This is a genomic window from Actinomadura chibensis NBRC 106107, assembly GCF_001552135.1.
Lineage (GTDB): Bacteria > Actinomycetota > Actinomycetes > Streptosporangiales > Streptosporangiaceae > Spirillospora > Spirillospora chibensis.
Genome location: NZ_BCQP01000017.1, coordinates 270,124 through 294,263, shown reverse-complemented (window position 1 = coordinate 294,263; position 24,140 = coordinate 270,124). Strand labels below are relative to the sequence as shown.

Sequence of the window (24,140 nt, the reverse complement as noted above, 5' to 3'; positions counted from 1 at the left end):
CGATGGCCGGGTGTTCCTCGCCGAACTCGGCCCGGCGATCAATCCACGACCATCAAGGTGCGTTCCAGGTATTTGTTCAGGTGTTGCTCTTTGTAGGGGTACGCCTCCCACAGTTGAGCCGCCGTCTGTTCGTGCAGGTTCCCGAACGGCACGACGCACTCCGGTTCCTGCCACACCGGTGAGGCGACGGCGCGACCATCGGGCTCGATGAGGATCGCATGGCCGGTGCCGATCTTCATCCAGTCGGCGATGGTGATGCGCGGCAGCCAGCCGCACGCCTCCCGTTCGGACGTCAGGAACCTCTCCAGTTCATCCAGTTCCTCGCCGGTGGTGAAGTCCTCGAACAGATTCCGGCTGTAGCCTTTGGGAATTGTGGTGAGGATCTTGACTTTCTTCGCGCCGAAGACGTCGCCGGTCTGGCAAATGTAGTGGATCTTTCGCTTGTTGCGGCCCAGGTAGACGCAGATGACCGACAGCGGGATGCCCTCGACGGCGACCCGACAGAGTCCGCGGATCACCATGTCGTAGTTGCCGCGGATGCGATCGTGCTGGCGGCGGGGCCCGTCCACGGTGATGTCCACGTAGTCGACGAGCGTCCGCAGCCTCGTCGCCCCGTCCCGGGTGATCATGGATGCGTTGGTGGAGAGCACGACCTGCCCGAACTTGTCCTGGCAATATTCCAGGACCTCCCAGAAATGGCGATATCGCATGGGCTCGCCGCCGGACAGGATGATCCGCCGCATCCCCGACAGCTTGTCGAGCATTGCCAGGACTTCTTCGTATGACCGTGTGTCGATTCCGGGCGGCTCACTGCAGTACGTGCAACTGAAGTTGCAGTCGCGGGTGAGTTGAAACGTCAGTGATAAGGGACGGTCCATCTGCTCAACGAGCTTGCTGGTCTCCTCCCCGCCGGGAGCCTTGTAACACTGCGCCTCGTCGTCGAACACCAACTGCGGGAGGGCGCCCGCTGGCGGCGTGTAGGTGCTGCGCCGGTGACTTCGGGATCGGGCTAACCGACGGGTATTCGGGACGCCTCCTGACGGATGGACGATGGGACCGTCGGACGGCTGTGTCATGACGTGGCCCTTTCTGCGGGATGGGGGGTTAGGTCACGAGGACCTCGCTGAGTCTTGGGCAGGCCCTCAGCGCCGCGGCCGTCGCGGCCGTCGAGCCGACGATCGGAAGGCCGTACTCACGGGTGAGCAGTGCCACGGCGACATTGGCCTTGTGGGTCCCGATGCCGGGGAACCCGGTCAGCCGAGAATGGAGAGCCCCCGCAGTCGGGTGGTCGGCCCAAACGTTGGCTGCGCGGGCGCTGTAATGGTCGACCAGCCGGGCACAGATCCCGATGACGCGAGCGGACATCGCGACGGCGAACGGGTGGATCGCCGGACGCTCGCGCATCACCGTGACAAGGACGGCTGGATCGGCGGCGGCGAGGTCGTCCACGTCCAGGCTCCCAAGGCGTTCCGCGAGCCGGACGGGGGCCTTCCACGCGGTCTCCGCGCGAATCTGCTGGTTGAACAGCACTCCGAGCAGGAAATGCAGATCACCGTCAGGTGCGTCCAGGTCCGGTAAGCCCGGTATGCCGGATGTCATTGGCGCCCCCTGACGCAGCGGGCATGCAGCCAGTCCAGAAGAGTTCGGTGGTCGGTCATCGTCGAATTATCGACTACGCGACTCGGTACACCCTGGCATTTCATGTGTTCGGCATAGCGCAGGTACGCCGACGCCTCGGCATCGGGGTCGTCCCACTGCAACCGAGTCTCGGCCGCGCGCAGGATGCGTCGATGGCGCAGTTCACCGGCCGACACGCGTAAGACGAGGTTCAGCGCAGGAGGGGGGAAGTCACGGTTCAACTCCTCGACGACGGTCGGGGGCACGCCGTCTGCGATGTGGAAGACATAGGAAGACAGGATGTAGCGATCGCAGATGACGGTGCGCCCGTCGACGAGGGCCGGCCCGATTACTTCCGCGATGTGTCGGCGGCGGTCTTCCGCGATGGCGGCGGCCAAGTCCACGCCACGCATCCGCTGTTCCCGGGTGAGGTCGAACGCCGGGGTCGGCTCCTTGGTCAAGACGACGTCGGCCGACCGCGCTGCTGACAGACGGCTGGCCATGGCGCTGAGCAGCGTCGACTTTCCAGCCAGTTTGGGGCCTTCGAGCGCGATGAGTTGGCCGTCGACCATCGCGACTCACCTCTTGATCACATCTGTGGCCGTGTGTCCTATTGATTTGTCGGTATTCCCCTTATTGGAGGGCGTGCCTCCAGCGTGGCCACAGCCGGTCGCCTTCAGAAGTTCTTGGCGGGTGCGAGAGGACGGAGTTAGGTGAGCCTCTCAATGATCAGTGTCCCGGCGGCACCCGGTGCAGCGCCAGCGGGCTTGAGCCCCTCTGATACCGGGCGTCGGGGTGGGGCTCTGCCAGGGTGGGGGATTACTGGAAGAGGGGTAGAGGAAATTGTCTATTGGGTGCGGTTGTAGCCGCGTATTGTGAGGCGGAACGGTAGGGGTGTGCCGGATTCGAAGGCCTTCGATGTCGCTAGGCGTTCGTGGTCCAGTTTTTGCAAAGTCATGGGGGCAAAATAGCGCGGAGTGGGGCGATAGTTCGGGGTGTTTGGGCTGGTCGGGGGACAATGGTGGGGTGGCTCGGTGGGTCCTGCATGTTGATCTGGACCAGTTCATCGCCGCCGTGGAGGTGCTGCGCCGTCCGGAGTTGAGGGGGCGGCCGGTCGTCGTCGGTGGGGATGGTGATCCGACGAAGCGCGGTGTGGTGAGCACGGCCTCGTATGAGGCGCGTGCCTATGGCGTGCATTCGGGGTTGCCGCTTCGCACGGCGGCGCGGCGGTGTCCGGACGCCGTCTTCCTGCCCGTCGACCGGGACCTCTACGAGGACGTGTCGGCCCAGGTCATGGAGGTACTGAGGGGTCTCGGCGCGGTGGTCGAGGTGATGGGCTGGGACGAGGCCTTCCTCGCCGTGGACGGGGACCCGGAGGAAATGGCCCGGGAAATCCGTGGACGGGTGCGGGCGGCGACGGGGCTCGAATGCACGGTCGGCATCGGGCAGAACAAGCTCCAGGCGAAGCTGGCGACCGGCTTCGGTAAACCGGCCGGGATTTTCCGGCTTACGGGGGAGACGTGGTTCGACGTGCTCGGCGACCGTCCGGCCGACGCGCTCTGGGGGATCGGGGCCAAGACCGCCAAACGGTTGAAGGGGCTCGGGATCGGGACGGTCCGGGAACTTGCGGCGGCCGATCCGGGCGCTCTGGCGGACGCGATCGGCCCCACCATCGGGCCCTGGCTGGTGCGGCTCGCGCAGGGGCGGGACGACTCACCGGTCAGCGACGCGCCCTACGTCCCGCGCTCGCGCGGGCGGGAGACCACGTTCCAGCAGGACCTCGGCGACTGGGACGACGTCCGCCGCGAGGTCGTCCGGCTGGCGCGGCGGGTCGCCGGGGACGTCGCCGCCGACGGGAGGCGGGCCGCGCGCGTCGTCGTCAAGGTCCGGTATGCCCCGTTCAACACCCAGACCCACGGGCGGACGCTGGACGCCCCGACCGTCGATCCGGAGCGGATCGAGGAGGCCGCGCTCGACGTGCTCGACGCGTTCACCGGACGGCGGCCGGTGCGGCTGCTGGGCGTCCGCGCCGAGTTCGCCCGCTGACCTCCAGTGGTCCCCGAGTAGGGCGCCCTCCTTGACCTGGAGATATATGGGATTTCTTGACTCTTTGCCGTGTTTTGCGGTGGCGTGGCCGGGGAGGAACCCGTGCGTTGACCGATGAACGCGACGGGGGAGAAGCACAGATGAAGAGGGTCATGACCGGTGCGTTGATCGTCGCCGTCCTCGGGATCGGCGGGACGGCCAGCGCCGTGGCGGCTTCGCCGTCCGAGAACGGACAGCAGCCGCGCCAGGACTGCCGCACCTATTCGAGCGTCACCCAGTGTGGCGAGCCGCAGCTCAACAAGAAGCAGCAGGCGTGTGTGAACTCGGCGGTCCAGCAGGGCATGACCGAACGGCGTGCGGTGGTGGAGTGCCACACGTTCGAGTGAGGCGTCTGGGACGCACGTGAGACTTTCCGCTAACCGAAAGGGGCCCGTCCGGGGGGGACGGGCCCCTTTCCATGCCCGCCCCCAATCCCGGGGCTAACCCACGCGACCAGTCGGCCATGGCGGCCTGGCTCAGCCGCGCGTCCTGTGCGCTGTTGCCCGTGACGGCGAGCGTGGTCGGGGTCGTCGTCCTGCGGCAGGTCCCGACGGCGGACGAACCGGACGGATCGGTTTGGTGATCGCCGGTGTTGCGTTGCACCGTGGAGAGCGGTGAGAGGAGCAGCACATGGAACAGGTACGTCTCGGCACGACGGGCACGAGGGTCTCGCGCGTCTGCCTGGGGATGATGAGCTACGGCGACCCGGCGGTGCGGCCGTGGACGCTCGACGAGGACGGGGCGGAGCCGCTCGTCCGGCGGGCCGTCGAAGGGGGCGTCACCTTCTTCGACACCGCCGACGTGTACTCCAACGGCGTCAGCGAGGAGATCACCGGGCGCCTGCTCCCGAAGTTCTTCCCCCGGCGTGACGACTACGTCCTGGCGACGAAGGTCTGCCTCCCCATGGGGGACGGTCCGAACGACCGCGGCCTTTCGCGCAAGCACATCCTGGCGAGCATCGACGACTCGCTGCGGCGCCTCGGCACCGACCACGTGGACCTCTACCAGATCCACCGCTGGGACTACGAGACCCCCATCGAAGAGACCATGGAGGCCCTGCACGATGTCGTGAAGTCGGGCAAGGCGCGGTACATCGGGGCGTCCAGCATGTACGCGTGGCAGTTCGCCAAGGCGCAGCACGTCGCCGAGTCCCACGGCTGGACGAAGTTCGTCACGATGCAGAACCACTACAACCTCATCTACCGCGAAGAGGAACGTGAGATGGTCCCGCTCTGCATCGACCAAGGGGTGGGGCTCATTCCGTGGAGTCCGCTTGCCCGGGGGATGCTGGCCGGGAACAGGGAGCGGGGCGGTGAGCGCAAGACCGTCCGGTCCCAGACCGACGCCTACGGGGAGACCCTCTATACCGATGACGACTTCGACGTCGTCGACGCCGTGCGCGAGGTCGCGTCCGAGCGGGGCGTGCCCCCGGCGCGGGTCGCGCTCGCGTGGCTGCTCGGGCGTCCCGGTGTGACCGCCCCGATCGTCGGCGCGACGAAGCTCACCCACGTGGAGGACGCGGTGGCCGCCGCCGACCTGGAACTGGACGAGAAGGAGGTCGAGCGGCTGGAGGCGCCCTACCGTCCGCACCCGGTGCGCGGCCACTCCTGACCGTCCCCCTCAGGGACCGTTCCCGAGCCGACGACCAGCGCGGACGCCCCCGGGCCGGAACGACCCGGGGGCGTCCCGCGTCTATCAGGGTGGTGATTTGCGATAGCACGGGCGATCGGGGCAGGCTGGGTGCGAGAACGCCCACGCCCGGCAAGATCGCCACGTGGGGGACGAGAGCAGAGGTCCGGAGGCCGCGTTACGCGCCGCGCGCTTCCGGACGTCCGGGAGCCGAGGAACCCCGGGACGACGGCGCTGAAGGAGCCCGACGATGACCGAGAACGACGGCACGCTGGGACCGCAGCGGCCGGTGCCGGAGGACGAGGGTCAGCCCAGGCCGCAGGAGCCGCCGCAGGAGCCGCCCGCGCGCCCCCTGGGCGACCGCACCGTGGTCTTCGGCGCGCCCCAGCTGGGCGGCGCCGCCGCCGGTGGCGCGACGCCCCCGCAGGAGCCGCCGCGGGAGGAGGAGCGCCCCGCGCCGCCTCCGCCGCCCCCGACGATGGTCGAGCAGCCGCTGCAGCAGTTCGGCGAGCAGCAGCCGCCGCCCCCGCCCCAGTTCGGCGGCCAGGAGCAGGCCCCGTACGGGCAGCCGCCCGCCGGGCAGCTGCCTTACGGCGCGCCTCCCGGCCCGGGCGGCTTCCCGCCCCCGCCGGAACAGCAGCAGCAGTGGGGGCAGCCGCAGTACGGCCAGCAGCCCGAGCAGTCGCCGTACGGCCAGCCCGAGCAGTCGCCCTACGGGCAGCAGGAGCAGGCTCCGTACGGGCAGCAGCCTCCGGCGTACCCGCAGCAGCCCATGCACGGCGGGCCGCAGGAGCAGCAGCCGCCGCAGTACGGGCAGCCCCAGTACGGCGGCGGGCAGGGCGGCGCGTTCCCGCCCCCCGAGGCGGCGGCGACCGCCGAGCAGGCGCCGCCCGAGCCGCCGGAGGCGGCGACCGAGCGGACGATGATCGTCCCCGGTCCGTCCACCGGCGCGCCGGAGAGCGAGCCGCAGCGTCCCGTGGTGGACGACCAGGCGACGCTGCACTGGTCGCCCGGCACCGACATCCCGGTCGCGACCGGCCCCGAGCGCAGGCAGGACCCCCCGGCCGCCGGACCCGGCCAGGGCGAGCCGTGGCAGACGCCGACGACGCCGTCCACGCCGGAGCCGTGGTCGCCCGAGTCGTCCCAGCCCGGCGGCGGCCAGCCCGGCGGCGGCCAGCCCGGTGGCGGCCAGCAGGGTGGCGGCCAGATCGACACCGAGCGGACGATGATGGTGCCCCCGCCCGAGTCCGGCTTCGGCGCGGGACCGGGCGCGCAGGCGCCCGACGACCCGTACCGCCCGCACGGCGAGAGCGGTGTGGAGGACGCGCGCCCGACCGAGGCGTTCGACCCGTCCGCCCACGCGCGTCAGGCGGCCGAGCCGCAGGGTCTGGCCGAGCACACCCGGCTCGACATCGGCCAGCAGCAGTGGGGTCAGCCCCAGCAACAGCAGGGCGGCCAGCAGGGCTACGGCCAACAGGGCTACGGCCAGGCCGAACAGCAGCAGGGCTACGGCCAGCAGGACCAGCAGGGCTACGGCCAAGCCGAACAGCAGCAGCAGGGCTACGGTCAACAGGACCAGCAGGGCTACGGCCAGCAGGGTTATGGCCAACAGCAGCAGCCCTACGGCCAGCAGGGCTATGGGCAGCAGCAGACGCCCCAGCAGCAGGCCCCGCCCCAGCAGGGCTACGGCCAGCAGCAGCAGTATGGCCAGCCCGGTCAATATGGTCAGCAGCAGGGCCAGTACGGTCAGCCGCAGACCTATGGGGCCGGGTCCGGCGCCGACGAGGGCAAGGGCGGCAGGAACACGCTCATGCTCGTCGTCGGCGGCATCATCGCCCTCATCGTCGTCATCGTGGTGGTCTACATCGCCTTCCTCCGGTAAGAGGGTGTGGTGACGCACACCACGGCCGGAACGGCGTAAAACCTGGTCCAACTCTTCCCCAAACGCGGGGACCTGGGACACAATGCCGACGGGTCGTTCCTTCGGGAACATCCGTCGGCACCAGGCCGTTCACCGTCAAGGGAGGAAGCGCCTCCCGCGACCTCTCGACCGACCCACCGGGCCCGCGGGCTTGCGCCGGAAGGCGCCCGCGCGGTAGTGCGTTCTGGATTTTGCACTTTGGCTCGGGGCTCGGTAACCTTCTCACTTGTGCCCGCTGTGTGCGGGCCGCTGTGCGTGCGCGTCGGCGAGGCCGTCAGGTCCGGCTCCAGCGCCGCATCGGATGAGTCCGTTCCGCCTTCGGCGGGCACGGTGGCCGCGAGTGTTCTCGGGCCGTCGGCCGCGCGGGGCGAAAGGGGCTCGACTCCCCGGCTTGATTCGGCCCTGCTACGGGCCGGGCGGTCTGTGTCGGAATCTCGCGGGTGTATTTCCGTGGGGCGGCGACACGCCCGACCGCGTGGGTCGGAGAGGTCGGGAAACCGGCAGGTCACAGCCTCGCCTGAGGTGGTGATTGCAGCAATAAGACTTACCGGCTCGGTACGAGGAAGACGGAGACGCGGTGCCCACGATCCAGCAGCTGGTCCGCAAGGGCCGCCAGGACAAGGTGACCAAGAACAAGACGCCCGCGCTCAAGGGCAGCCCCCAGCGCCGGGGTGTCTGCACGCGCGTCTACACGACGACGCCCAAGAAGCCGAACTCGGCGCTTCGCAAGGTCGCCCGTGTCCGGCTGTCGAGCGGGATCGAGGTCACGGCCTACATCCCCGGCGTCGGCCACAACCTGCAGGAGCACTCGATCGTGCTCGTCCGCGGCGGCCGTGTGAAGGACCTCCCGGGCGTTCGGTACAAGATCATTCGCGGCACGCTGGACACCCAGGGCGTCCGGAACCGCAAGCAAGGCCGCAGCCACTACGGCGCGAAGAAGGAGAAGGGCTGATGCCGCGCAAGGGCCCCGCTGGCAAGCGCCAGCTGATCGCTGACCCGGTGTACAACTCGCCGCTCGTCACCGCGCTCATCAACAAGGTTCTCCTGGACGGTAAGCGCTCCATCGCGCAGACCATCGTCTACGACGCCCTGGAGGGCGCCCGCGAGAAGACCGGCAACGACCCGGTCGTCACGCTGAAGCGCGCGCTCGACAACGTCAAGCCCACCCTGGAGGTCCGCAGCCGCCGCGTCGGCGGCGCGACCTACCAGGTCCCCGTCGAGGTGCGGCCGGCCCGCAGCACCACGCTCGCCCTGCGCTGGCTGGTGCTCTACGCCCGGCAGCGCCGCGAGAAGACCATGACCGAGCGGCTGATGAACGAGCTGCTCGACGCGAGCAACGGCCTCGGCGCGTCGGTGAAGAAGCGCGAGGACACCCACAAGATGGCGGAGTCCAACAAGGCATTCGCCCACTACCGCTGGTAACCCCGGCGAACTGCAACGACGAGACGACGCGAGGACGAAAGTGGCTACCAAAACCGGTGTAGACCTAGCCAAGGTCCGCAACATCGGGATCATGGCCCATATCGACGCGGGCAAGACCACGACGACCGAGCGCATCCTGTACTACACGGGGATGAGCTACAAGATCGGCGAGGTCCACGACGGCGCCGCCACCATGGACTGGATGGAGCAGGAGCAGGAGCGGGGGATCACCATCACCTCCGCCGCCACCACCTGCGAGTGGCCCGTCGACGAGGTCAAGCACACGATCAACATCATCGACACCCCGGGTCACGTCGACTTCACCGTCGAGGTGGAGCGCAACCTGCGGGTGCTCGACGGCGCTGTCGCGGTGTTCGACGGGGTCGCCGGGGTGGAGCCCCAGTCCGAGACGGTGTGGCGGCAGGCCGACCGGTACGGCGTGCCGCGCATGTGCTTCGTCAACAAGCTCGACCGGGTCGGCGCGGAGTTCCACCGCTGCGTCGACATGATCGAGAACCGTCTCAACGCGACGCCGCTCGCGCTGCAGCTTCCGATCGGCGCCGAGGCCGACTTCAAGGGCGTGATCGACCTCGTCACGATGAAGGCCCTCGTCTGGAACGAGGAGGCCAAGCTCGGCGAGATGTACGACACGCTCGACATCCCCGAGACGCACGTCGAGGCCGCCCGCGAGTGGCACGACAAGCTGGTCGAGACCCTCGCCGAGAACGACGACGAGATCATGGAGCTGTACCTGGAGGGCGACGAGCCCACCGCGGAGCAGCTCCACGCGGGCATCCGCCGCGCGACGATCGCCGCGAAGCTCACTCCGGTGCTGTGCGGCACGGCCTTCAAGAACAAGGGCGTGCAGCCGCTGCTGGACGCGATCGTCCGCTACCTGCCGTCGCCGCTGGACGTCGAGGCCATCGAGGGCCACGCCGTCCGCGACGAGGAGAAGGTGCTCTCCCGCAAGCCGAGCGAGGAGGAGCCGTTCTCCGCGCTGGCGTTCAAGATCATGAGCGACCCGCACCTCGGCAAGCTGACCTTCGTGCGCGTCTACTCGGGCGTCATGGAGTCCGGCGCGAGCGTGATGAACTCCGTCAAGGAGCGCAAGGAGCGCATCGGCAAGATCTACCGGATGCACGCCAACAAGCGCACCGAGATCGAGCGCGCGGGCGCGGGCGACATCGTCGCGGTCATGGGCCTCAAGCAGACCACCACCGGTGAGACGCTCTGCGACGACAAGGACCCGATCGTCCTTGAGTCGATGAACTTCCCGGCGCCGGTCATCCACGTCGCGATCGAGCCGAAGACCAAGGCCGACCAGCAGAAGCTCGGCACCGCCATCCAGCGGCTCGCCGAGGAGGACCCGTCCTTCCAGGTCCGCACGGACGAGGAGACCGGGCAGACCGTGATCTCCGGCATGGGCGAGCTCCACCTGGAGATCCTCGTCGACCGGATGAAGCGCGAGTTCAAGGTCGACGCCAACGTCGGCCGGCCGCAGGTCGCCTACCGCGAGACGATCACGAAGAAGGTCGAGAAGGTCGAGTACACCCACAAGAAGCAGACGGGTGGCTCCGGCCAGTTCGGCCGCGTGATCATCGACCTGGAGCCGCTCGGCGGCGGGTCGGACGGCTACGAGTTCGAGAACAAGGTCACCGGTGGCCGCATCCCGCGGGAGTACATCCCGTCGGTCGACGCGGGCTGCCAGGAGGCCGCCGAGTTCGGTGTCCTCGCCGGCTACCCGATGGTGGGCGTCAAGGTCACTCTGCAGGACGGCGCCTACCACGAGGTCGACTCGTCGGAAATGGCGTTCAAGGTCGCCGGTTCCATGGCGTTCAAGGAGGCCGCCCGCCGGGCGACCCCCACGCTGCTGGAGCCGATGATGTCCGTCGAGGTCACCACGCCCGAGGACAACATGGGCGATGTGATCGGCGACCTCAACAGCCGCCGCGGTCAGGTCCAGTCCATGGACGAGCGGCACGGCATGCGCGTCATCAAGGCGCTCGTGCCCCTGTCCGAGATGTTCGGCTACGTGGGTGATCTGCGCAGCAAGACCCAGGGCCGGGCTGTCTTCACGATGCAGTTCGACTCCTACGCCGAGGTTCCGGGGAACGTCGCGCAGGAGATCATCGCCAAGGCGCGGGGCGAATAGCCAAAGCCCTGGCTAGGCCGTAGTCAGATCACCAGACCTACATCGAAGCGGTCGTCAAGGCGGCCGAGGATCGCAACAAGGAGCAACCAGTGGCGAAGGCCAAGTTCGAGCGGACCAAGCCGCACGTGAACATCGGCACCATCGGACACATCGACCACGGTAAGACCACGCTTACCGCGGCGATCACCAAGGTGCTCCACGACAAGTACCCGGACCTCAACCCCTTCACGCCGTTCGACGAGATCGACAAGGCGCCGGAGGAGCGCGAGCGCGGCATCACCATTTCGATCGCGCACGTCGAGTACCAGACCGAGGCCCGGCACTACGCGCACGTCGACTGCCCGGGGCACGCCGACTACATCAAGAACATGATCACCGGCGCCGCGCAGATGGACGGCGCGATCCTGGTGGTCGCCGCCACCGACGGCCCGATGCCGCAGACCAAGGAGCACGTGCTCCTGGCCCGCCAGGTCGGCGTCCCCTACATCGTCGTCGCGCTGAACAAGTGCGACATGGTGGACGACGAGGAGATCCTGGAGCTCGTCGAGCTTGAGGTCCGCGAGCTGCTCACCGAGTACGAGTTCCCGGGCGACGACGTCCCGGTCATCCGCGTCTCCGCGTTCCAGGCCCTGCAGGGCGACGAGAAGTGGGCCGCCTCGATCGGCGAGCTCATGGACGCCGTCGACGAGAACGTGCCGGAGCCGGTCCGCGACGTCGACAAGCCGTTCCTGATGCCGATCGAGGACGTCTTCTCGATCACCGGCCGCGGCACCGTCGTGACCGGCCGCGTCGAGCGCGGCGTCGTGAACGTCAACGAGACCGTCGACATCATCGGCATCAAGCCGGAGAAGACGACGACCACCGTCACCGGCGTCGAGATGTTCCGCAAGCTGCTCGACCAGGGCCAGGCGGGCGACAACGTCGGCCTGCTGCTGCGCGGTGTCAAGCGCGAGGAGGTGGAGCGCGGCCAGTGTGTCATCAAGCCGGGCACCACGACCCCGCACACCGAGTTCGAGGCTCAGGTCTACATCCTGTCCAAGGACGAGGGCGGCCGCCACACGCCGTTCTTCAACAACTACCGTCCGCAGTTCTACTTCCGGACCACGGACGTCACCGGCGTGGTGAACCTCCCCGAGGGCACCGAGATGGTCATGCCGAGCGACAACACCGAGATGCGCGTCGAGCTGATCCAGCCCGTCGCCATGGAGGAGGGCCTGAAGTTCGCCATCCGCGAGGGTGGCCGGACGGTCGGCTCCGGTCGCGTCACCAAGGTCATCAAGTAACACCCCTCATGAGAGCGGCGGCCCGGCCGCCAACGCCGGGCCGCCGCTTCCATGAACCGAAGTAAACAGCGGCACTACAGCAAAGGACACCGAGGCCACCATGGCGGGACAGAAGATCCGCATCCGGCTCAAGGCCTACGACCACGAGGTCATCGACACCTCCGCGAAGAAGATCGTTGAGACGGTGACGCGGACGGGCGCCAAGGTCGCGGGCCCGGTGCCGCTGCCGACCGAGAAGAACGTGTACTGCGTCATCCGCTCGCCGCACAAGTACAAGGACAGCCGCGAGCACTTCGAGATGCGCACGCACAAGCGGTTGATCGACATCATCGACCCGACGCCCAAGACGGTCGACTCGCTGATGCGGCTCGACCTTCCGGCCGGCGTTGACATCGAGATCAAGCTCTGAGGGACGCACCGACAATGAGTACGCAGAGGAAGGGCGTCCTGGGCGAGAAGCTCGGCATGACCCAGGTCTTCGACGATGAGGGCCGGATCGTCCCGGTGACCGTCGTCCAGGCCGGGCCGTGTGTCGTGACCCAGCTCAAGAGCCAGGAGAAGGACGGCTACAGCGCCGTCCAGATCGGGTTCGGGCAGATCGACCCGCGCAAGGTGAACAAGCCGCGCACGGGTCACTTCGAGAAGGCCGGCGTGACGCCGCGCCGCTACCTCGTCGAACTGCGGGCGGACGACACCACCGGGTACGAACTCGGCCAGGAGATCACCGCCAGCGTCTTCGAGGCCGGCCAGAAGATCGACGTGACCGGCACGAGCAAGGGCAAGGGCACCGCGGGTGTCATGAAGCGCCACGGGTTCAAGGGCCTCGGCGCCTCGCACGGCACCCAGCGCAAGCACCGCTCCCCGGGGTCGATCGGCGGCTGCGCGACCCCCGGTCGCGTCTTCAAGGGCCTCCGCATGGCGGGACGGCACGGCAACGCCCGCACCACCGTGCAGAACCTGACCGTCCACGCCGTCGACGCGGAGAAGAACCTGCTGCTGATCAAGGGCGCGGTTCCCGGTCCCAACGGCGGCGTGGTGCTGGTCCGCGACGCAGTGAAGGGGACGGGCAAGTGACGACGAAGCTCGACATCGACCTGCCCGCGGAGGTCTTCGACGCGAAGACCAGCGTGCCGCTGATCCACCAGGTCGTGGTGGCCCAGCTGGCCGCGGCCCGGCAGGGCACGCACGCCACGAAGACGCGCGGCGACGTGCGCGGCGGCGGCAAGAAGCCGTACCGGCAGAAGGGCACCGGACGCGCCCGCCAGGGCTCGACCCGCGCGCCCCAGTTCGCGGGCGGCGGCGCCGTCCACGGCCCGCAGCCGCGCGACTACTCGCAGCGGACGCCGAAGAAGATGAAGGCCGCCGCGCTGCGCGGCGCGCTGTCCGACCGCGCCCGGTACGGCCGCGTGCACGTGGTCGACGGCCTGGTCGAGGGCGACACCCCGAAGACGAAGGCGGCGCTGAAGGCCCTGCGCGAGGTCACCGAGGCCAAGCGCGTGCTCGTGGTCCTGGACCGCGAGGACGACGTGACCTGGAAGAGCCTGCGCAACGAGCCGAGCGTGCACGTGCTCGTCTCCGACCAGCTCAACACCTACGACGTGCTGGTGAACGACGACGTCGTCTTCACGAAGACGGCGTACGACGAGTTCATCTCGCGCGCGGCGAAGAAGTAAGGAGGGTCGAATGAACAAGATCGCCGACCCCCGCGACATCATCATCGCGCCGGTCGTCTCGGAGAAGAGCTACGGGCTGCTGGACGAGAACAAGTACACGTTCATCGTGCGCCCGGACGCCAACAAGACCCAGATCAAGCAGGCGGTCGAGAAGGTGTTCGGCGTCAAGGTGACGAACGTGAACACCCTCAACCGGCAGGGCAAGCGCAAGCGCACCCGGTTCGGCTACGGCAAGCGCAAGGACACCAAGCGCGCCATCGTCAGCCTGGCCGAGGGCGAGCGGATCGACATCTTCGGCGGCACGGCCTAACAAGCCGGGTCGTCCCGAAGACTGACAAGGGATGAACGAAAAAGATGGGCATCCGTAACTACAAGCCGACGACTCCCGGGCGTCGCGGCTCCAGCGTGGCCGACTTCGTCGAGATCACGCGCAGCGAGCCGGAGAAGTCGCTGCTGCGTCCGCTCCCCAAGAAGGGCGGCCGCAACAACCACGGCCGCATCACGACCCGGCACCAGGGCGGCGGGCACAAGCGCGCCTACCGCGTGATCGACTTCCGCCGGCACGACAAGGACGGCGTCCCGGCGAAGGTCGCGCACATCGAGTACGACCCGAACCGCACCGCGCGGATCGCGCTGCTGCACTACGTGGACGGCGAGAAGCGCTACATCCTCGCCCCCCGCGGCCTCAAGCAGGGCGACCGGGTGGAGAACGGGCCGAGCGCGGACATCAAGCCGGGCAACTGCCTGCCGCTGCGCAACATCCCGACCGGTACGGTCATCCACGCCATCGAGCTGCGGCCCGGCGGCGGCGCCAAGATCGCCCGCAGCGCGGGCGCGGGCGTCCAGCTGCTGGCCAAGGAAGGCAAGTACGCGACGCTGCGCATGCCGTCCGGCGAGATGCGGATGGTGGACGTGCGCTGCCGCGCGACGGTCGGCGAGGTCGGCAACGCCGAGCAGTCCAACATCAACTGGGGCAAGGCCGGACGCATGCGGTGGAAGGGCAAGCGCCCGACCGTCCGCGGTGTGGCCATGAACCCGATCGACCACCCGCACGGTGGTGGTGAGGGCAAGACCTCCGGTGGTCGGCACCCGGTGAACCCGGCCGGCAAGAAGGAAGGCCGCACCCGCAAGGCGAACAAGCCGAGCGACCGGCTCATCGTCCGTCGTCGCAGCAAGAAGAAGCGGTAGGAGACGCTCGTCATGCCACGTAGCCTCAAGAAGGGCCCCTTCGTGGACGACCACCTCATGAAGAAGGTGGACGCCCAGAACGAGAAGGGGACCAAGAACGTCATCAAGACGTGGTCGCGGCGCTCCATGATCGTGCCGGACATGATCGGTCACACGATCGCCGTGCACGACGGCCGCAAGCACGTCCCGGTGTTCATCACCGACGCCATGGTGGGGCACAAGCTCGGCGAGTTCGCGCCGACGCGGACGTTCCGCAGCCACGTCAAGGAAGACCGCCGCAGCCGTCGCGGCTGACCAGGCAGAGCAGAGAGGGAACAGCGATGGAAGCCAGGGCCCAGGCGCGGTTCATCCGCGTCACGCCCAGGAAGGCCCGCCGCGTGGTGGACCTCATCCGCGGCCTTTCCGCCGCGGAGGCTCAGGCGGTGCTGCGGTTCGCCCCCCAGGCAGCGAGTGAGCCGGTGGGCAAGGTGCTGGCGAGCGCCATCGCCAACGCCGAGCACAACTTCAAGCTCGACTCGGACACGCTCGTCGTGAGCCGCGCGTGGGTGGACGAGGGACCGACGCTCAAGCGGTTCCGTCCCCGCGCCCAGGGCCGGGCTTACCGCATCAACAAGCGCACGAGCCACATCACCGTTGTCGTGGAGTCGCGGGACGAAGCCGCCTCCGCGTCCGGTGGCGGTCGGAAGACGAGGAGGGCCCGCTAGTGGGTCAGAAGATCAACCCGCACGGGTTCCGGCTCGGCATCACCACCGACCACAAGAGCGTGTGGTTCGCCGACAAGCTCTACAAGGACTACGTCAAGGAAGACGTCCAGATCCGGCGCATGCTGCAGAAGGGCATGGACCGGGCGGGCATCTCCAAGGTGGAGATCGAGCGCACCCGTGACCGCGTCGAGGTCAACATCCACACCGCCCGGCCGGGCATCGTCATCGGCCGCCGCGGCGCGGAGGCCGAGCGCCTGCGCGGCGACCTGGAGAAGCTGACCGGCAAGCAGGTCCGGCTGAACATCCTTGAGGTCAAGAACCCCGAGATCGACGCGCAGCTCGTCGCGCAGGGCGTGGCCGAGCAGCTGTCCAGCCGCGTCGCGTTCCGCCGCGCCATGCGCAAGGCGATCCAGTCCGCGATGAAGTCGGGCGCCAAGGGCATCAAGGTGCAGTGCGGCGGCCGCCTCGGCGGCGCCGAGATGTCGCGGTCGGAGTTCTACCGCGAGGGCCAGGTCCCGCTGCACACGCTGCGCGCCGACATCGACTACGGCTTCTACGAGGCCCGGACGACGTTCGGCCGCATCGGCGTCAAGGTGTGGATCTACAAGGGCGAGGCCGCGCAGACCCGCGCCGAGCGGGAGCAGCAGGCCGCGCAGCAGCGCGCCGCGGGCGGCGGCGGCCGGGAGCGGCGCGGCGAGCGCCGCGGCGGCGGCGGCCGTGGCGGTCGCGGTGGCCGTGGCGGCGGCGGCGAGCGCGGTGAGCGCGGTGGCCGCGGCGGCGGCGAGCAGAAGCAGCAGCAGGGTTCCGAGCAGCAGGCCCCGGCGGCCGAGGCTGCTCCGCAGGGTGAGGGGAGCTGAGTAACCGATGCTGATCCCTCGCAAGGTCAAGCACCGCAAGCAGCACCACCCGAAGCGCCGTGGCATGGCCAAGGGCGGCACGCGGGTGGCTTTCGGCGAGTACGGCATCCAGGCCATCGAGAGCGCGTACGTGACCAACCGGCAGATCGAGGCCGCGCGTATCGCGATGACCCGCCACATCAAGCGCGGCGGCAAGGTGTGGATCAACATCTTCCCGGACCGTCCGCTGACCAAGAAGCCCGCCGAGACCCGCATGGGCTCCGGCAAGGGCTCGGTCGAGTGGTGGGTGGCCAACATCAAGCCGGGCCGCGTGCTGTTCGAGATCTCCTACCCGAACGAGCAGGTCGCTCGGGAGGCCCTCACGCGCGCGATCCACAAGCTGCCGATGAAGTGCAAGATCGTGAAGCGAGAGGTGGGTGAGTCCTGATGGCCAAGGGTCTTACCGCCGACGACCTGCGGACCGAGCCCCAGGACGTCCTGGTCACCAAGCTGAAGGAGGCGAAGGAGGAGCTGTTCAACCTGCGCTTCCAGGCCGCCACCGGCCAGCTTGAGAGCCACGGGCGGCTGCGCGCCGTGAAGAAGGAGATCGCCCGCATCTACACGGTGATGCAGGAGCGCGAGCTCGGCATCGTCACGGCCGAGGACGCCGAGGAGAGCGAATGACCGAGCAGCAGACCGCGGCGCGGAGCAGCCGCAAGATCCTTGAGGGCCTCGTGGTCAGCGACAAGATGGACAAGACCGTCGTCGTGTCCGTCGAGGACCGTGTGAAGCACGCGAAGTACCACAAGGTGATCCGCCGCACGAAGAACTACAAGGCGCACGACGAGGCCAACGAGTGTGGCGTCGGCGACCGCGTCCGTCTCATGGAGACCCGGCCGCTGTCCGCCACCAAGCGGTGGCGCGTGGTCGAGATCCTTGAGAAGGCCAAGTAATTACCGGTTCCACCAGGCTGATCGCCCGCGGCCGTGAGCCAACGCGATCAGAACCGGTGTGACGAACAGGAGTCAACGTGATCCAGCAGGAGTCGCGACTCAAAGTCGCCGACAACACGGGTGCCAAGGAGATCCTTTGCATCCGCGTTCTCGGCGGCTCGGGTCGGCGCTACGCGGGAGTCGGCGACATCATCGTCGCGACGGTGAAGGACGCCCTTCCCGGCGCGGGCGTGAAGAAGGGTGACGTCGTCAAGGCGGTCGTCGTGCGCACCCGCAAGGAGCGCCGGCGTCCGGACGGCTCCTACATCCGCTTCGACGAGAACGCCGCCGTCCTGATCAAGGACGGCGGAGACCCCCGGGGCACCCGAATCTTCGGCCCGGTGGGCCGCGAACTGCGCGAGAAGAAGTTCATGCGCATCATCTCGCTCGCGCCGGAGGTGCTCTGATGAAGATCCGCAAGGGCGACGAGGTGATCGTCCTGGCCGGCAAGGACCGGGGCGCGACCGGCAAGGTCCTGCGCGTCATCCCGCGCGAGGACCGGGTCGTCGTCGAGGGCGTCAACCTCATCACCAAGAACATCAAGGCCGACCAGCAGCGGGCCGGCAAGGAGAGCGGCCGCGTCACGGTCGAGGCGCCGCTGCACGTCAGCAACGTCGCGCTGGCCGAGAACGGCGTGCCGGTCCGGATCGGCTACGAGTTCGACGAGGACGGCAACAAGGTCCGGGTCACGCGTCCGCACAAGAGCCGGGCCAAGTCGTCCGGCAAGGCGAGCAAGGCCAAGTCGTCCGCCAAGTCCGCGAAGGCGGAAGAGCCCGCCGCGGCGGCCGACGGCGACGAGGCCGCCGAGGCCGCGAAGGAGCCCGCTTCCGATGACTGAGACCGTGACCGAGCGTCCCGTCCCGACGCCGAGGCTCAAGGTCCGCTACCGCGAGGAGATCGCGGGCGCGATGCGCGAGCAGTTCGGCTACGCCAACGTGATGCAGATCCCCACGCTGACCAAGATCGTGGTCAACATGGGCGTCGGCGACGCGGCGAAGGACGCCAAGCTCATCGAGGGCGCGATCCGCGACCTGTCGCTGATCACCGGCCAGAAGCCGGCCGTGAACCGGGCCCGCAAGTCCATCGCGCAGTTCAAGCTGCGCGAGGGCATGCCGATCGGCGCGCACGCGACGCTGCGCGGCGACCGCATGTGGGAGTTCCTCGACCGGCTGCTCGCCACGGCGCTGCCCCGCATCCGCGACTTCCGCGGCCTGTCGCCGAAGCAGTTCGACGGCAACGGCAACTACACGTTCGGGCTGACCGAGCAGGTCATGTTCCACGAGGTGGACCCCGACAAGGTCGACCGGCAGCGGGGCATGGACATCACGGTCGTCACGACCGCGAAGACCGACGAGGAGGGCCGGGCGCTGCTCAAGCACCTGGGCTTCCCCTTCAAGGAGAACTGAGCGCATGGCGAAGAAGTCGATGATCGCCAAGGCCGCGCGGAAGCCGAAGTTCGGCGTGCGCGCGTACACTCGATGCTCGCGCTGCGGCCGTCCGCGTTCCGTCTACCGGAAGTTCGGCCTGTGCCGGATCTGCTTCCGGGAGATGGCGCACCGCGGCGAGCTGCCCGGCATCACGAAGTCGAGCTGGTGAACCGCCGTCCCGGGGCCGTGCCGCGCGGCGCAGCCCCCGGGACGCGGCACCGGCCAGTAATGACCGACCGGGCATCCGGCACCGGATGCCCATGACCGCGCCAAAGGTCCACGGGCCGAGCGGACCGAGGAAACCGTGGCGAGGGAGGGCCAGTAGGCCATGACGATGACCGACCCGATCGCAGACATGCTGACGCGTCTGCGGAACGCGAATTCGGCTTACCACGACTCCGTGGCGATGCCGTACTCGAAGATCAAGGCGCACATCGCCGAGATCCTCCAGCAGGAGGGCTACATCTCGGGCTGGAGCGTGCAGGACGCCAAGGTCGGCAAGGAGCTCATGATCGAGCTCAAGTTCGGGCCGACCCGGGAGCGTTCGATCGCCGGCATCAAGCGCGTCTCGAAGCCGGGTCTGCGCGTGTACGCGAAGAAGGACAACCTGCCGAAGGTCCTCGGCGGCCTGGGCGTCGCGATCATCTCGACGTCCTCCGGGCTGATGACGGACCGGCAGGCGGGCAAGCGCGGCGTGGGCGGCGAAGTCCTCGCCTACGTGTGGTGAGGGGGTTCTGACCAATGTCTCGAATCGGACGCAGCCCCATCACCGTGCCCGGCGGTGTCGAGGTCACCCTCGACGGCCGTGAGGTCGTCGTCAAGGGGCCGAAGGGCACGCTGTCGCACACCGTCGCCGACCCCATCGAGGTCAAGCAGGAGGACGGCTCGATCGTCGTCACCCGGCCGAACGACCTCAACAAGGTCCGGGGCCTGCACGGGCTCACCCGGACGCTGATCAACAACATGGTCGTCGGCGTGACCGAGGGCTACAAGAAGACCCTGGTGATCCAGGGCGTCGGTTACCGCGTGGTGGCCAAGGGCAAGAACCTGGAGTTCTCGCTCGGGTACAGCCACCCGATCGTCGTCGAGCCGCCCGAGGGCATCAACTTCACGGTGGAGCGGCCGACCCAGCTCGTCGTCGAGGGCATCGACAAGCAGAAGGTCGGCGAGGTCGCCGCGAACATCCGCAAGCTGCGCAAGCCCGACCCGTACAAGGGCAAGGGCGTGCGGTACGAGGGCGAGCAGATCCGCCGCAAGGTCGGAAAGGCTGGTAAGTAGTCATGGCAGGCACGAAGACCCTGGCCGGCAAGGCCACGTCGGCGCGGGCCAAGTCCCGCAAGCGCCGGCACCTGCGGGTCCGCAAGAGGGTCCTCGGCACCGCCGAGCGTCCCCGCCTGGTCGTGACCCGGTCCACCCGGCACGTGTTCGTCCAGGTCATCGACGACGACAAGGGCCACACGCTGGCCAGCGCGTCGACGATGGAGGCCGACCTGCGCGCCGACTCCGGCGACAAGACCGCGAAGTCCCGCAAGGTCGGCGAGCTCGTCGCCGAGCGGGCGAAGCGGGCCGGCGTGTCGGCGGTCGTGTTCGACCGCGGCGGCAACAAGTACCACGGGCGCATCGCCGCCGTAGCGGACGGCGCCCGCGAGGGGGGCCTGAAGCTCTGATGACCGTCCACCAGCCCCCACCCACCACCATCAAGGGACGTGCTTCGCGCGCGTCGCTGATGAACGAGAGGAACCACTGATGGCAGCGCAGAGGCGTGGAGGCGGTCAGGGTGGCGACCGTCGCGACCGCCGCGACGACCGCCGCGGTGGCGCCGACAAGGGCCAGTCGTACATCGAGAAGGTCGTGGCGATCAACCGTGTCGCCAAGGTCGTCAAGGGCGGGCGTCGCTTCAGCTTCACCGCCCTGGTGATCGTCGGTGACGGAAACGGCACCGTCGGCGTCGGCTACGGCAAGGCCAAGGAGGTGCCCGCGGCGATCGCCAAGGGCGTCGAGGAGGCCAAGAAGCACTTCTTCAAGGTGCCGCGGATCCAGGGCACCATCCCGCACCTGGTGCAGGCGCGGGACGCGGCGGGCGAGGTCCTGCTGCGTCCGGCGAGCCCCGGCACCGGCGTGATCGCGGGTGGCCCGGTGCGCGCGGTGCTGGAGTGCGCGGGCATCCACGACGTGCTGAGCAAGTCGCTGGGCAGCGACAACGCGATCAACATCGTGCACGCGACGATCGCGGGGCTGAAGGCGCTGAAGCGTCCGGAGGAGATCGCGGCCAAGCGCGGCCTGCCGATCGAGGACGTCGCCCCGGCCGCGATGCTGCGGGCCCGCGCCGCGGGCAGCGAGCCCAGGGCGGAGGCGGCGGCGTCATGAGCCAGCTCAGGATCACGCAGACGAAGTCCGTGATCAGCGAGAAGCAGAACCAGCGTGACACGCTGCGCACCCTCGGCCTGAAGAAGATCGGGCAGAGCGTGGTCCGCGAGGACCGCCCCGAGGTGCTCGGCATGATCCGGACGGTGGCGCACCTCGTCACCGTCGAGGAGGTCGACTGAGATGGCTGATCTCTCCAAGCAGGACGCCCCGGAGGCGGAGGGCACTCCGCTGAAGGTGCACGACCTGCGTCCGGCTCCCGGCGCCAACCGCAAGAAGACCCGCAAGGGCCGCGGCGAGGCGTCCAAGGGCAAGACGGCGGGACGCGGCACCAAGGGCACGAAGGCCCGCGGCACCGTGCCCGTCGGCTTCGAGGGCGGCCAGATGCCGCTGATCCGCCGGGTTCCGAAGCTGAAGGGCTTCAAGAACCCGAACCGGGTCGAGTACCAGGTCGTAAACCTGGACAAGCTCGCCGCGCTCTACCCCGAGGGCGGCGACGTCACGGCGGACGACCTGGCGGCCCGGGGCGCGGTGCGCCGCGGCCGTCCGGTCAAGGTCCTCGGCACCGGCGAGATCTCTGTCGCGGTTCGGGTGAAGGCTCACGCTTTTTCCGGATCCGCGAAGGAGAAGATCGCCGCGGCCGGTGGAACCGCCGACGAGCTGTAAAAAGGATCACTTCCGATGCCGGGGCCGCGCTCGCGAGACCCCCGGGGCCGAGAGGCCGCGGGGTCGCGTGGGGCGGCCCCGGTCGCATCTGCTGTTAGAGTCACTGCGGCGAAGGTGTTCGCGTGAGATTGCACACTCCCACCTCTCACCCGGTATCCTCCGCCCGAACTCATGGAGTTTGTTAACCGGCCCTCGGCGGCCATGAACTCGCCAGTCACGCAGGAGGAATGGTGCTGACCGCGTTCGCACGGGCTTTTCGTACGCCTGACCTGCGTAAGAAACTGTTCTTCACGCTGTTCATGATCTTGGTGTTCCGGCTCGGTTCGATCATGCCGACGCCGAACGTCAACGTGGAGGTGTTGAAGGAGACCGCGGACGCGGCCAAGAAGAGCAACCAGCTCTACGGGCTCGTCGACCTGTTCAGCGGCGGGGCGCTGCTGAAGCTCTCGATCTTCGCGCTGGGCATCATGCCGTACATCACGGCGAGCATCATCCTTCAGTTGCTCACGGTGGTGATCCCGCGGCTTGAGGCCCTGAAGAAGGAGGGCCAGGCGGGCACCACGAAGATCACCCAGTACACCCGCTACCTGACGGTCGGGCTCGCGATCCTCCAGGCGACCGGCATCGTCGCGATGGCGAGCACCGGGCAGCTCTTCCAGAGCGTGTCCGGCAGCGGCGACATCCTCTACGACACCGGCATCTTCCCGATCATCACCATGGTGATCTGCATGGTGGCGGGCACGACGGTCATCATGTGGCTGGGCGAGCTGGTCACCGACCGCGGCGTCGGCAACGGCATGTCGATCCTGATCTTCACCCAGGTCGTCGCGGTGTTCCCCGCCCAGTTCTGGAGCATCTACAAGTCCAAGAACGGCTTCGTCTTCGCCCTGGTCCTCATCGTCGGCCTCGCGATCATGGCGGGCGTCGTGTTCGTCGAGCAGGCGCAGCGCCGGATCCCCGTCCAGTACGCCAAGCGGATGGTCGGACGGCGCATGTACGGCGGCACCTCGACCTACATCCCGCTGAAGGTCAACCAGGCCGGCATCATCCCGATCATCTTCGCGTCGTCGCTGCTCTACCTACCGGTGCTGGCGACCCAGCTGTGGCCGAACACGAAGTGGCTGCAGAAGGTCCAGCCCTACCTCCAGCAGGACAACGCCTGGCACATGGCGATCTTCTTCGTCTTCATCATCTTCTTCACCTACTTCTACGTGGCGATCACGTTCAACCCCACTGAAGTGGCCGACAACATGAAGAAGTATGGTGGATTCATCCCAGGTATCCGTCCTGGTCGGCCGACCGCCGAATACCTCGACTTCGTGCTGACTCGGATCACCACACCCGGTGCGCTGTACCTGGGGCTGGTGTCGCTGATCCCGATGGTCGCGTTCGCACTCCTGAACGCGAGCCAGGACTTCCCCTTCGGCGGCACGAGCATCCTCATCATCGTCGGCGTCGGACTGGATACCGTGAAGCAGATCGAGAGTCAGCTCCAGCAGCGCAACTACGAGGGCTTCCTCCGGTAGTGCGTATCGTCCTGGTGGGCCCCCCGGGTGCGGGCAAGGGGACACAGGCCCAGTTCATCGCGTCTCATCTGTCCGTCCCGAAGATCTCGACAGGTGACATCTTCCGCGCCAACGTGAGCGGGGGCACGGAGCTCGGCCGGCAGGCGAAGCAGTACATGGACCGCGGCGACCTCGTCCCGGACGAGGTCACGATCGCCATGGTCCGCGACCGGCTCGGCGAGGACGACGCCCGCGACGGGTTCCTGCTGGACGGCTTCCCCCGCAACGTCCCGCAGGCGGAGACGCTGAAGAAGATCCTCGCCGAGTGGAGCACCCGCCTCGACATCGTCCTCGAACTGGTCGTGGACGAGGACGAGGTCGTCCGCCGCCTCTCCGGCCGCCGCACGTGTGACCGCTGCGGCCGGATCTGGCACGTCGACTTCGACGACAAGCAGGACGACATCTGCGACGACTGCGGCGGGCACCTGTTCCAGCGCGACGACGACAAGGAAGAGGTCGTCATGCATCGCCTGGAGGTGTACCAGCACGACACGGCGCCGCTGGTGCAGTTCTACGCGGACGAGGGCATCCTCGTCGGCATCGACGCCACCGGGCCTGTCGAAGAGGTCACGAAGCGCGCGCTGTCGGCGCTCCGCCCGCTCGAAGACTGACGGGA

General features: G+C 68.3%; 33 protein-coding genes and 1 pseudogene. 31 read left to right on the top strand and 3 right to left on the bottom strand.

Annotated features, from left to right (window positions below):
- Positions 1 to 38 precede the first annotated feature (38 nt).
- The 3 genes from ACH01S_RS11825 to ACH01S_RS11815 form a co-directional block, all read right to left on the bottom strand.
- Complete coding sequence (locus tag ACH01S_RS11825) at positions 39 to 878, bottom strand: radical SAM protein (protein WP_246236547.1); 840 nt, start codon at positions 876 to 878, stop codon at positions 39 to 41.
- A gap of 226 nt (positions 879 to 1,104) precedes the next feature.
- Positions 1,105 to 1,599 carry a hypothetical protein gene (locus ACH01S_RS11820; RefSeq protein WP_083980575.1) on the bottom strand — a complete coding sequence of 165 codons (495 nt, stop codon included), beginning with the start codon at positions 1,597 to 1,599 and terminating at the stop codon, positions 1,105 to 1,107.
- Positions 1,596 to 2,189: a dTMP kinase gene (locus tag ACH01S_RS11815; RefSeq protein WP_067889289.1), complete on the bottom strand. Its 594-nt coding sequence runs from the start codon at positions 2,187 to 2,189 to the stop codon at positions 1,596 to 1,598. The genes ACH01S_RS11820 and ACH01S_RS11815 overlap by 4 nt, the downstream gene beginning before the upstream one ends.
- Positions 2,190 to 2,643: 454 nt before the next feature.
- Here ACH01S_RS11815 and ACH01S_RS11810 point away from each other — a divergent pair, with 454 nt between their 5' ends.
- The 31 genes and pseudogenes from ACH01S_RS11810 (at position 2,644) to ACH01S_RS11660 (ending at position 24,135) form a co-directional block, all read left to right on the top strand.
- The gene (locus ACH01S_RS11810; RefSeq protein WP_067889286.1) at positions 2,644 to 3,663 is read left to right on the top strand and encodes a DNA polymerase IV; all 1,020 of its coding nucleotides are present in this window, start codon (positions 2,644 to 2,646) and stop codon (positions 3,661 to 3,663) included.
- 107 nt (positions 3,664 to 3,770) lie between these two features.
- Positions 3,771 to 4,049, top strand: a complete 279-nt coding sequence (locus ACH01S_RS11805) for a hypothetical protein (protein ID WP_148344102.1) — start codon at positions 3,771 to 3,773, stop codon at positions 4,047 to 4,049.
- Between the two features lie 283 nt (positions 4,050 to 4,332).
- Positions 4,333 to 5,313, top strand: a complete 981-nt coding sequence (locus ACH01S_RS11800; RefSeq protein WP_067889281.1) for an aldo/keto reductase — start codon at positions 4,333 to 4,335, stop codon at positions 5,311 to 5,313.
- A 268-nt stretch (positions 5,314 to 5,581) separates the two neighbouring features.
- Entirely contained in the window at positions 5,582 to 7,213 is a 1,632-nt protein-coding gene (locus tag ACH01S_RS44390; RefSeq protein WP_067889279.1) for a hypothetical protein, read from the top strand.
- A 616-nt stretch (positions 7,214 to 7,829) separates the two neighbouring features.
- A complete protein-coding gene (gene rpsL, locus ACH01S_RS11790) occupies positions 7,830 to 8,204 on the top strand; it encodes a 30S ribosomal protein S12 (protein ID WP_067889275.1) in 375 nt (124 codons plus the stop codon).
- Positions 8,204 to 8,674: a 30S ribosomal protein S7 gene (gene rpsG / locus ACH01S_RS11785; protein ID WP_067889272.1), complete on the top strand. Its 471-nt coding sequence runs from the start codon at positions 8,204 to 8,206 to the stop codon at positions 8,672 to 8,674. Before rpsL ends, rpsG begins: the two co-directional genes overlap by 1 nt.
- Positions 8,675 to 8,714: 40 nt before the next feature.
- On the top strand, positions 8,715 to 10,826 hold the full coding sequence (fusA, locus tag ACH01S_RS11780; RefSeq protein WP_067889269.1) for an elongation factor G: 2,112 nt from the start codon (positions 8,715 to 8,717) through the stop codon (positions 10,824 to 10,826).
- Between the two features lie 89 nt (positions 10,827 to 10,915).
- The gene (tuf, locus tag ACH01S_RS11775) at positions 10,916 to 12,109 is read left to right on the top strand and encodes an elongation factor Tu (protein ID WP_067889266.1); all 1,194 of its coding nucleotides are present in this window, start codon (positions 10,916 to 10,918) and stop codon (positions 12,107 to 12,109) included.
- Between the two features lie 100 nt (positions 12,110 to 12,209).
- Positions 12,210 to 12,518, top strand: coding sequence for a 30S ribosomal protein S10 (gene rpsJ, locus ACH01S_RS11770; RefSeq protein WP_018657599.1), 309 nt, complete (start codon positions 12,210 to 12,212; stop codon positions 12,516 to 12,518).
- Between the two features lie 14 nt (positions 12,519 to 12,532).
- The gene (gene rplC / locus ACH01S_RS11765) at positions 12,533 to 13,183 is read left to right on the top strand and encodes a 50S ribosomal protein L3 (protein ID WP_067889263.1); all 651 of its coding nucleotides are present in this window, start codon (positions 12,533 to 12,535) and stop codon (positions 13,181 to 13,183) included.
- The gene (gene rplD, locus ACH01S_RS11760) at positions 13,180 to 13,782 is read left to right on the top strand and encodes a 50S ribosomal protein L4 (protein WP_067889253.1); all 603 of its coding nucleotides are present in this window, start codon (positions 13,180 to 13,182) and stop codon (positions 13,780 to 13,782) included. The genes rplC and rplD overlap by 4 nt, the downstream gene beginning before the upstream one ends.
- 10 nt (positions 13,783 to 13,792) lie before the next feature.
- A complete protein-coding gene (gene rplW / locus ACH01S_RS11755) occupies positions 13,793 to 14,092 on the top strand; it encodes a 50S ribosomal protein L23 (protein ID WP_067889250.1) in 300 nt (99 codons plus the stop codon).
- 44 nt (positions 14,093 to 14,136) lie between these two features.
- Positions 14,137 to 14,970 carry a 50S ribosomal protein L2 gene (gene rplB, locus ACH01S_RS11750; protein WP_067889247.1) on the top strand — a complete coding sequence of 278 codons (834 nt, stop codon included), beginning with the start codon at positions 14,137 to 14,139 and terminating at the stop codon, positions 14,968 to 14,970.
- Between the two features lie 12 nt (positions 14,971 to 14,982).
- Positions 14,983 to 15,264, top strand: a complete 282-nt coding sequence (gene rpsS, locus ACH01S_RS11745) for a 30S ribosomal protein S19 (RefSeq protein ID WP_067889244.1) — start codon at positions 14,983 to 14,985, stop codon at positions 15,262 to 15,264.
- Between the two features lie 26 nt (positions 15,265 to 15,290).
- Positions 15,291 to 15,674, top strand: coding sequence for a 50S ribosomal protein L22 (rplV, locus tag ACH01S_RS11740; RefSeq protein WP_067889241.1), 384 nt, complete (start codon positions 15,291 to 15,293; stop codon positions 15,672 to 15,674).
- Positions 15,674 to 16,531 carry a 30S ribosomal protein S3 gene (rpsC, locus tag ACH01S_RS11735; protein ID WP_067889238.1) on the top strand — a complete coding sequence of 286 codons (858 nt, stop codon included), beginning with the start codon at positions 15,674 to 15,676 and terminating at the stop codon, positions 16,529 to 16,531. Before rplV ends, rpsC begins: the two co-directional genes overlap by 1 nt.
- A gap of 7 nt (positions 16,532 to 16,538) precedes the next feature.
- Positions 16,539 to 16,958 carry a 50S ribosomal protein L16 gene (gene rplP / locus ACH01S_RS11730; protein ID WP_067889235.1) on the top strand — a complete coding sequence of 140 codons (420 nt, stop codon included), beginning with the start codon at positions 16,539 to 16,541 and terminating at the stop codon, positions 16,956 to 16,958.
- Positions 16,958 to 17,194, top strand: a complete 237-nt coding sequence (gene rpmC, locus ACH01S_RS11725) for a 50S ribosomal protein L29 (RefSeq protein WP_067889232.1) — start codon at positions 16,958 to 16,960, stop codon at positions 17,192 to 17,194. The genes rplP and rpmC overlap by 1 nt, the downstream gene beginning before the upstream one ends.
- On the top strand, positions 17,191 to 17,463 hold the full coding sequence (gene rpsQ, locus ACH01S_RS11720) for a 30S ribosomal protein S17 (RefSeq protein ID WP_067889229.1): 273 nt from the start codon (positions 17,191 to 17,193) through the stop codon (positions 17,461 to 17,463). The genes rpmC and rpsQ overlap by 4 nt, the downstream gene beginning before the upstream one ends.
- Positions 17,464 to 17,540: 77 nt before the next feature.
- Complete coding sequence (rplN, locus tag ACH01S_RS11715; RefSeq protein ID WP_021596728.1) at positions 17,541 to 17,909, top strand: 50S ribosomal protein L14; 369 nt, start codon at positions 17,541 to 17,543, stop codon at positions 17,907 to 17,909.
- Positions 17,909 to 18,196, top strand: a pseudogene (gene rplX, locus ACH01S_RS11710) (50S ribosomal protein L24); the annotation flags it as partial. The gene rplN and the pseudogene rplX, both read left to right, overlap by 1 nt.
- Positions 18,197 to 18,332: 136 nt before the next feature.
- Positions 18,333 to 18,908: a 50S ribosomal protein L5 gene (gene rplE, locus ACH01S_RS11705; RefSeq protein WP_067889226.1), complete on the top strand. Its 576-nt coding sequence runs from the start codon at positions 18,333 to 18,335 to the stop codon at positions 18,906 to 18,908.
- A 4-nt stretch (positions 18,909 to 18,912) separates the two neighbouring features.
- Positions 18,913 to 19,098, top strand: coding sequence for a type Z 30S ribosomal protein S14 (locus ACH01S_RS11700; protein WP_067889223.1), 186 nt, complete (start codon positions 18,913 to 18,915; stop codon positions 19,096 to 19,098).
- Between the two features lie 159 nt (positions 19,099 to 19,257).
- Positions 19,258 to 19,656 (top strand): 30S ribosomal protein S8, encoded by a 399-nt coding sequence (gene rpsH, locus ACH01S_RS11695; RefSeq protein ID WP_067889220.1) that lies wholly within the window; start codon positions 19,258 to 19,260, stop codon positions 19,654 to 19,656.
- 14 nt (positions 19,657 to 19,670) lie between these two features.
- Entirely contained in the window at positions 19,671 to 20,207 is a 537-nt protein-coding gene (gene rplF / locus ACH01S_RS11690) for a 50S ribosomal protein L6 (protein ID WP_067889217.1), read from the top strand.
- Between the two features lie 2 nt (positions 20,208 to 20,209).
- Positions 20,210 to 20,596, top strand: a complete 387-nt coding sequence (gene rplR / locus ACH01S_RS11685; RefSeq protein WP_067889214.1) for a 50S ribosomal protein L18 — start codon at positions 20,210 to 20,212, stop codon at positions 20,594 to 20,596.
- 79 nt (positions 20,597 to 20,675) lie between these two features.
- A complete protein-coding gene (gene rpsE / locus ACH01S_RS11680; RefSeq protein WP_021596721.1) occupies positions 20,676 to 21,296 on the top strand; it encodes a 30S ribosomal protein S5 in 621 nt (206 codons plus the stop codon).
- Positions 21,293 to 21,475 (top strand): 50S ribosomal protein L30, encoded by a 183-nt coding sequence (rpmD, locus tag ACH01S_RS11675; protein WP_067889211.1) that lies wholly within the window; start codon positions 21,293 to 21,295, stop codon positions 21,473 to 21,475. The genes rpsE and rpmD overlap by 4 nt, the downstream gene beginning before the upstream one ends.
- Before the next feature lies 1 nt (position 21,476).
- Positions 21,477 to 21,959, top strand: coding sequence for a 50S ribosomal protein L15 (rplO, locus tag ACH01S_RS11670; RefSeq protein ID WP_067889208.1), 483 nt, complete (start codon positions 21,477 to 21,479; stop codon positions 21,957 to 21,959).
- Between the two features lie 230 nt (positions 21,960 to 22,189).
- Positions 22,190 to 23,485, top strand: coding sequence for a preprotein translocase subunit SecY (gene secY / locus ACH01S_RS11665; protein ID WP_083980615.1), 1,296 nt, complete (start codon positions 22,190 to 22,192; stop codon positions 23,483 to 23,485).
- Entirely contained in the window at positions 23,485 to 24,135 is a 651-nt protein-coding gene (locus ACH01S_RS11660; protein WP_067889203.1) for an adenylate kinase, read from the top strand. Before secY ends, ACH01S_RS11660 begins: the two co-directional genes overlap by 1 nt.
- The last annotated feature ends 5 nt before the right edge of the window (positions 24,136 to 24,140 follow it).

Excerpts from the sequence above, each read along its gene's own strand:
- rplO (WP_067889208.1), top strand. The coding sequence starts at position 21,477 with ATGGCTGATCTCTCCAAGCAGGACGCCCCGGAGGCGGAGGGCACTCCG.
- ACH01S_RS11820 (WP_083980575.1), bottom strand. The coding sequence starts at position 1,599 with ATGACATCCGGCATACCGGGCTTACCGGACCTGGACGCACCTGACGGT.
- ACH01S_RS11800 (WP_067889281.1), top strand. The coding sequence starts at position 4,333 with ATGGAACAGGTACGTCTCGGCACGACGGGCACGAGGGTCTCGCGCGTC.
- rplE (WP_067889226.1), top strand. The coding sequence starts at position 18,333 with ATGACTGAGACCGTGACCGAGCGTCCCGTCCCGACGCCGAGGCTCAAG.
- rpsQ (WP_067889229.1), top strand. The coding sequence starts at position 17,191 with ATGACCGAGCAGCAGACCGCGGCGCGGAGCAGCCGCAAGATCCTTGAG.
- ACH01S_RS11815 (WP_067889289.1), bottom strand. The coding sequence starts at position 2,189 with ATGGTCGACGGCCAACTCATCGCGCTCGAAGGCCCCAAACTGGCTGGA.
- rplR (WP_067889214.1), top strand. The coding sequence starts at position 20,210 with ATGGCAGGCACGAAGACCCTGGCCGGCAAGGCCACGTCGGCGCGGGCC.
- rpsJ (WP_018657599.1), top strand. The coding sequence starts at position 12,210 with ATGGCGGGACAGAAGATCCGCATCCGGCTCAAGGCCTACGACCACGAG.
- rplP (WP_067889235.1), top strand. The coding sequence starts at position 16,539 with ATGCTGATCCCTCGCAAGGTCAAGCACCGCAAGCAGCACCACCCGAAG.
- rplV (WP_067889241.1), top strand. The coding sequence starts at position 15,291 with ATGGAAGCCAGGGCCCAGGCGCGGTTCATCCGCGTCACGCCCAGGAAG.
- ACH01S_RS11825 (WP_246236547.1), bottom strand. The coding sequence starts at position 878 with ATGGACCGTCCCTTATCACTGACGTTTCAACTCACCCGCGACTGCAAC.
- rpsS (WP_067889244.1), top strand. The coding sequence starts at position 14,983 with ATGCCACGTAGCCTCAAGAAGGGCCCCTTCGTGGACGACCACCTCATG.
- rplW (WP_067889250.1), top strand. The coding sequence starts at position 13,793 with ATGAACAAGATCGCCGACCCCCGCGACATCATCATCGCGCCGGTCGTC.
- ACH01S_RS44390 (WP_067889279.1), top strand. The coding sequence starts at position 5,582 with ATGACCGAGAACGACGGCACGCTGGGACCGCAGCGGCCGGTGCCGGAG.
- rpsH (WP_067889220.1), top strand. The coding sequence starts at position 19,258 with ATGACGATGACCGACCCGATCGCAGACATGCTGACGCGTCTGCGGAAC.
- ACH01S_RS11700 (WP_067889223.1), top strand. The coding sequence starts at position 18,913 with ATGGCGAAGAAGTCGATGATCGCCAAGGCCGCGCGGAAGCCGAAGTTC.
- rpsG (WP_067889272.1), top strand. The coding sequence starts at position 8,204 with ATGCCGCGCAAGGGCCCCGCTGGCAAGCGCCAGCTGATCGCTGACCCG.
- rplF (WP_067889217.1), top strand. The coding sequence starts at position 19,671 with ATGTCTCGAATCGGACGCAGCCCCATCACCGTGCCCGGCGGTGTCGAG.
- rpmC (WP_067889232.1), top strand. The coding sequence starts at position 16,958 with ATGGCCAAGGGTCTTACCGCCGACGACCTGCGGACCGAGCCCCAGGAC.
- rpmD (WP_067889211.1), top strand. The coding sequence starts at position 21,293 with ATGAGCCAGCTCAGGATCACGCAGACGAAGTCCGTGATCAGCGAGAAG.
- rpsE (WP_021596721.1), top strand. The coding sequence starts at position 20,676 with ATGGCAGCGCAGAGGCGTGGAGGCGGTCAGGGTGGCGACCGTCGCGAC.
- rplC (WP_067889263.1), top strand. The coding sequence starts at position 12,533 with ATGAGTACGCAGAGGAAGGGCGTCCTGGGCGAGAAGCTCGGCATGACC.
- rplB (WP_067889247.1), top strand. The coding sequence starts at position 14,137 with ATGGGCATCCGTAACTACAAGCCGACGACTCCCGGGCGTCGCGGCTCC.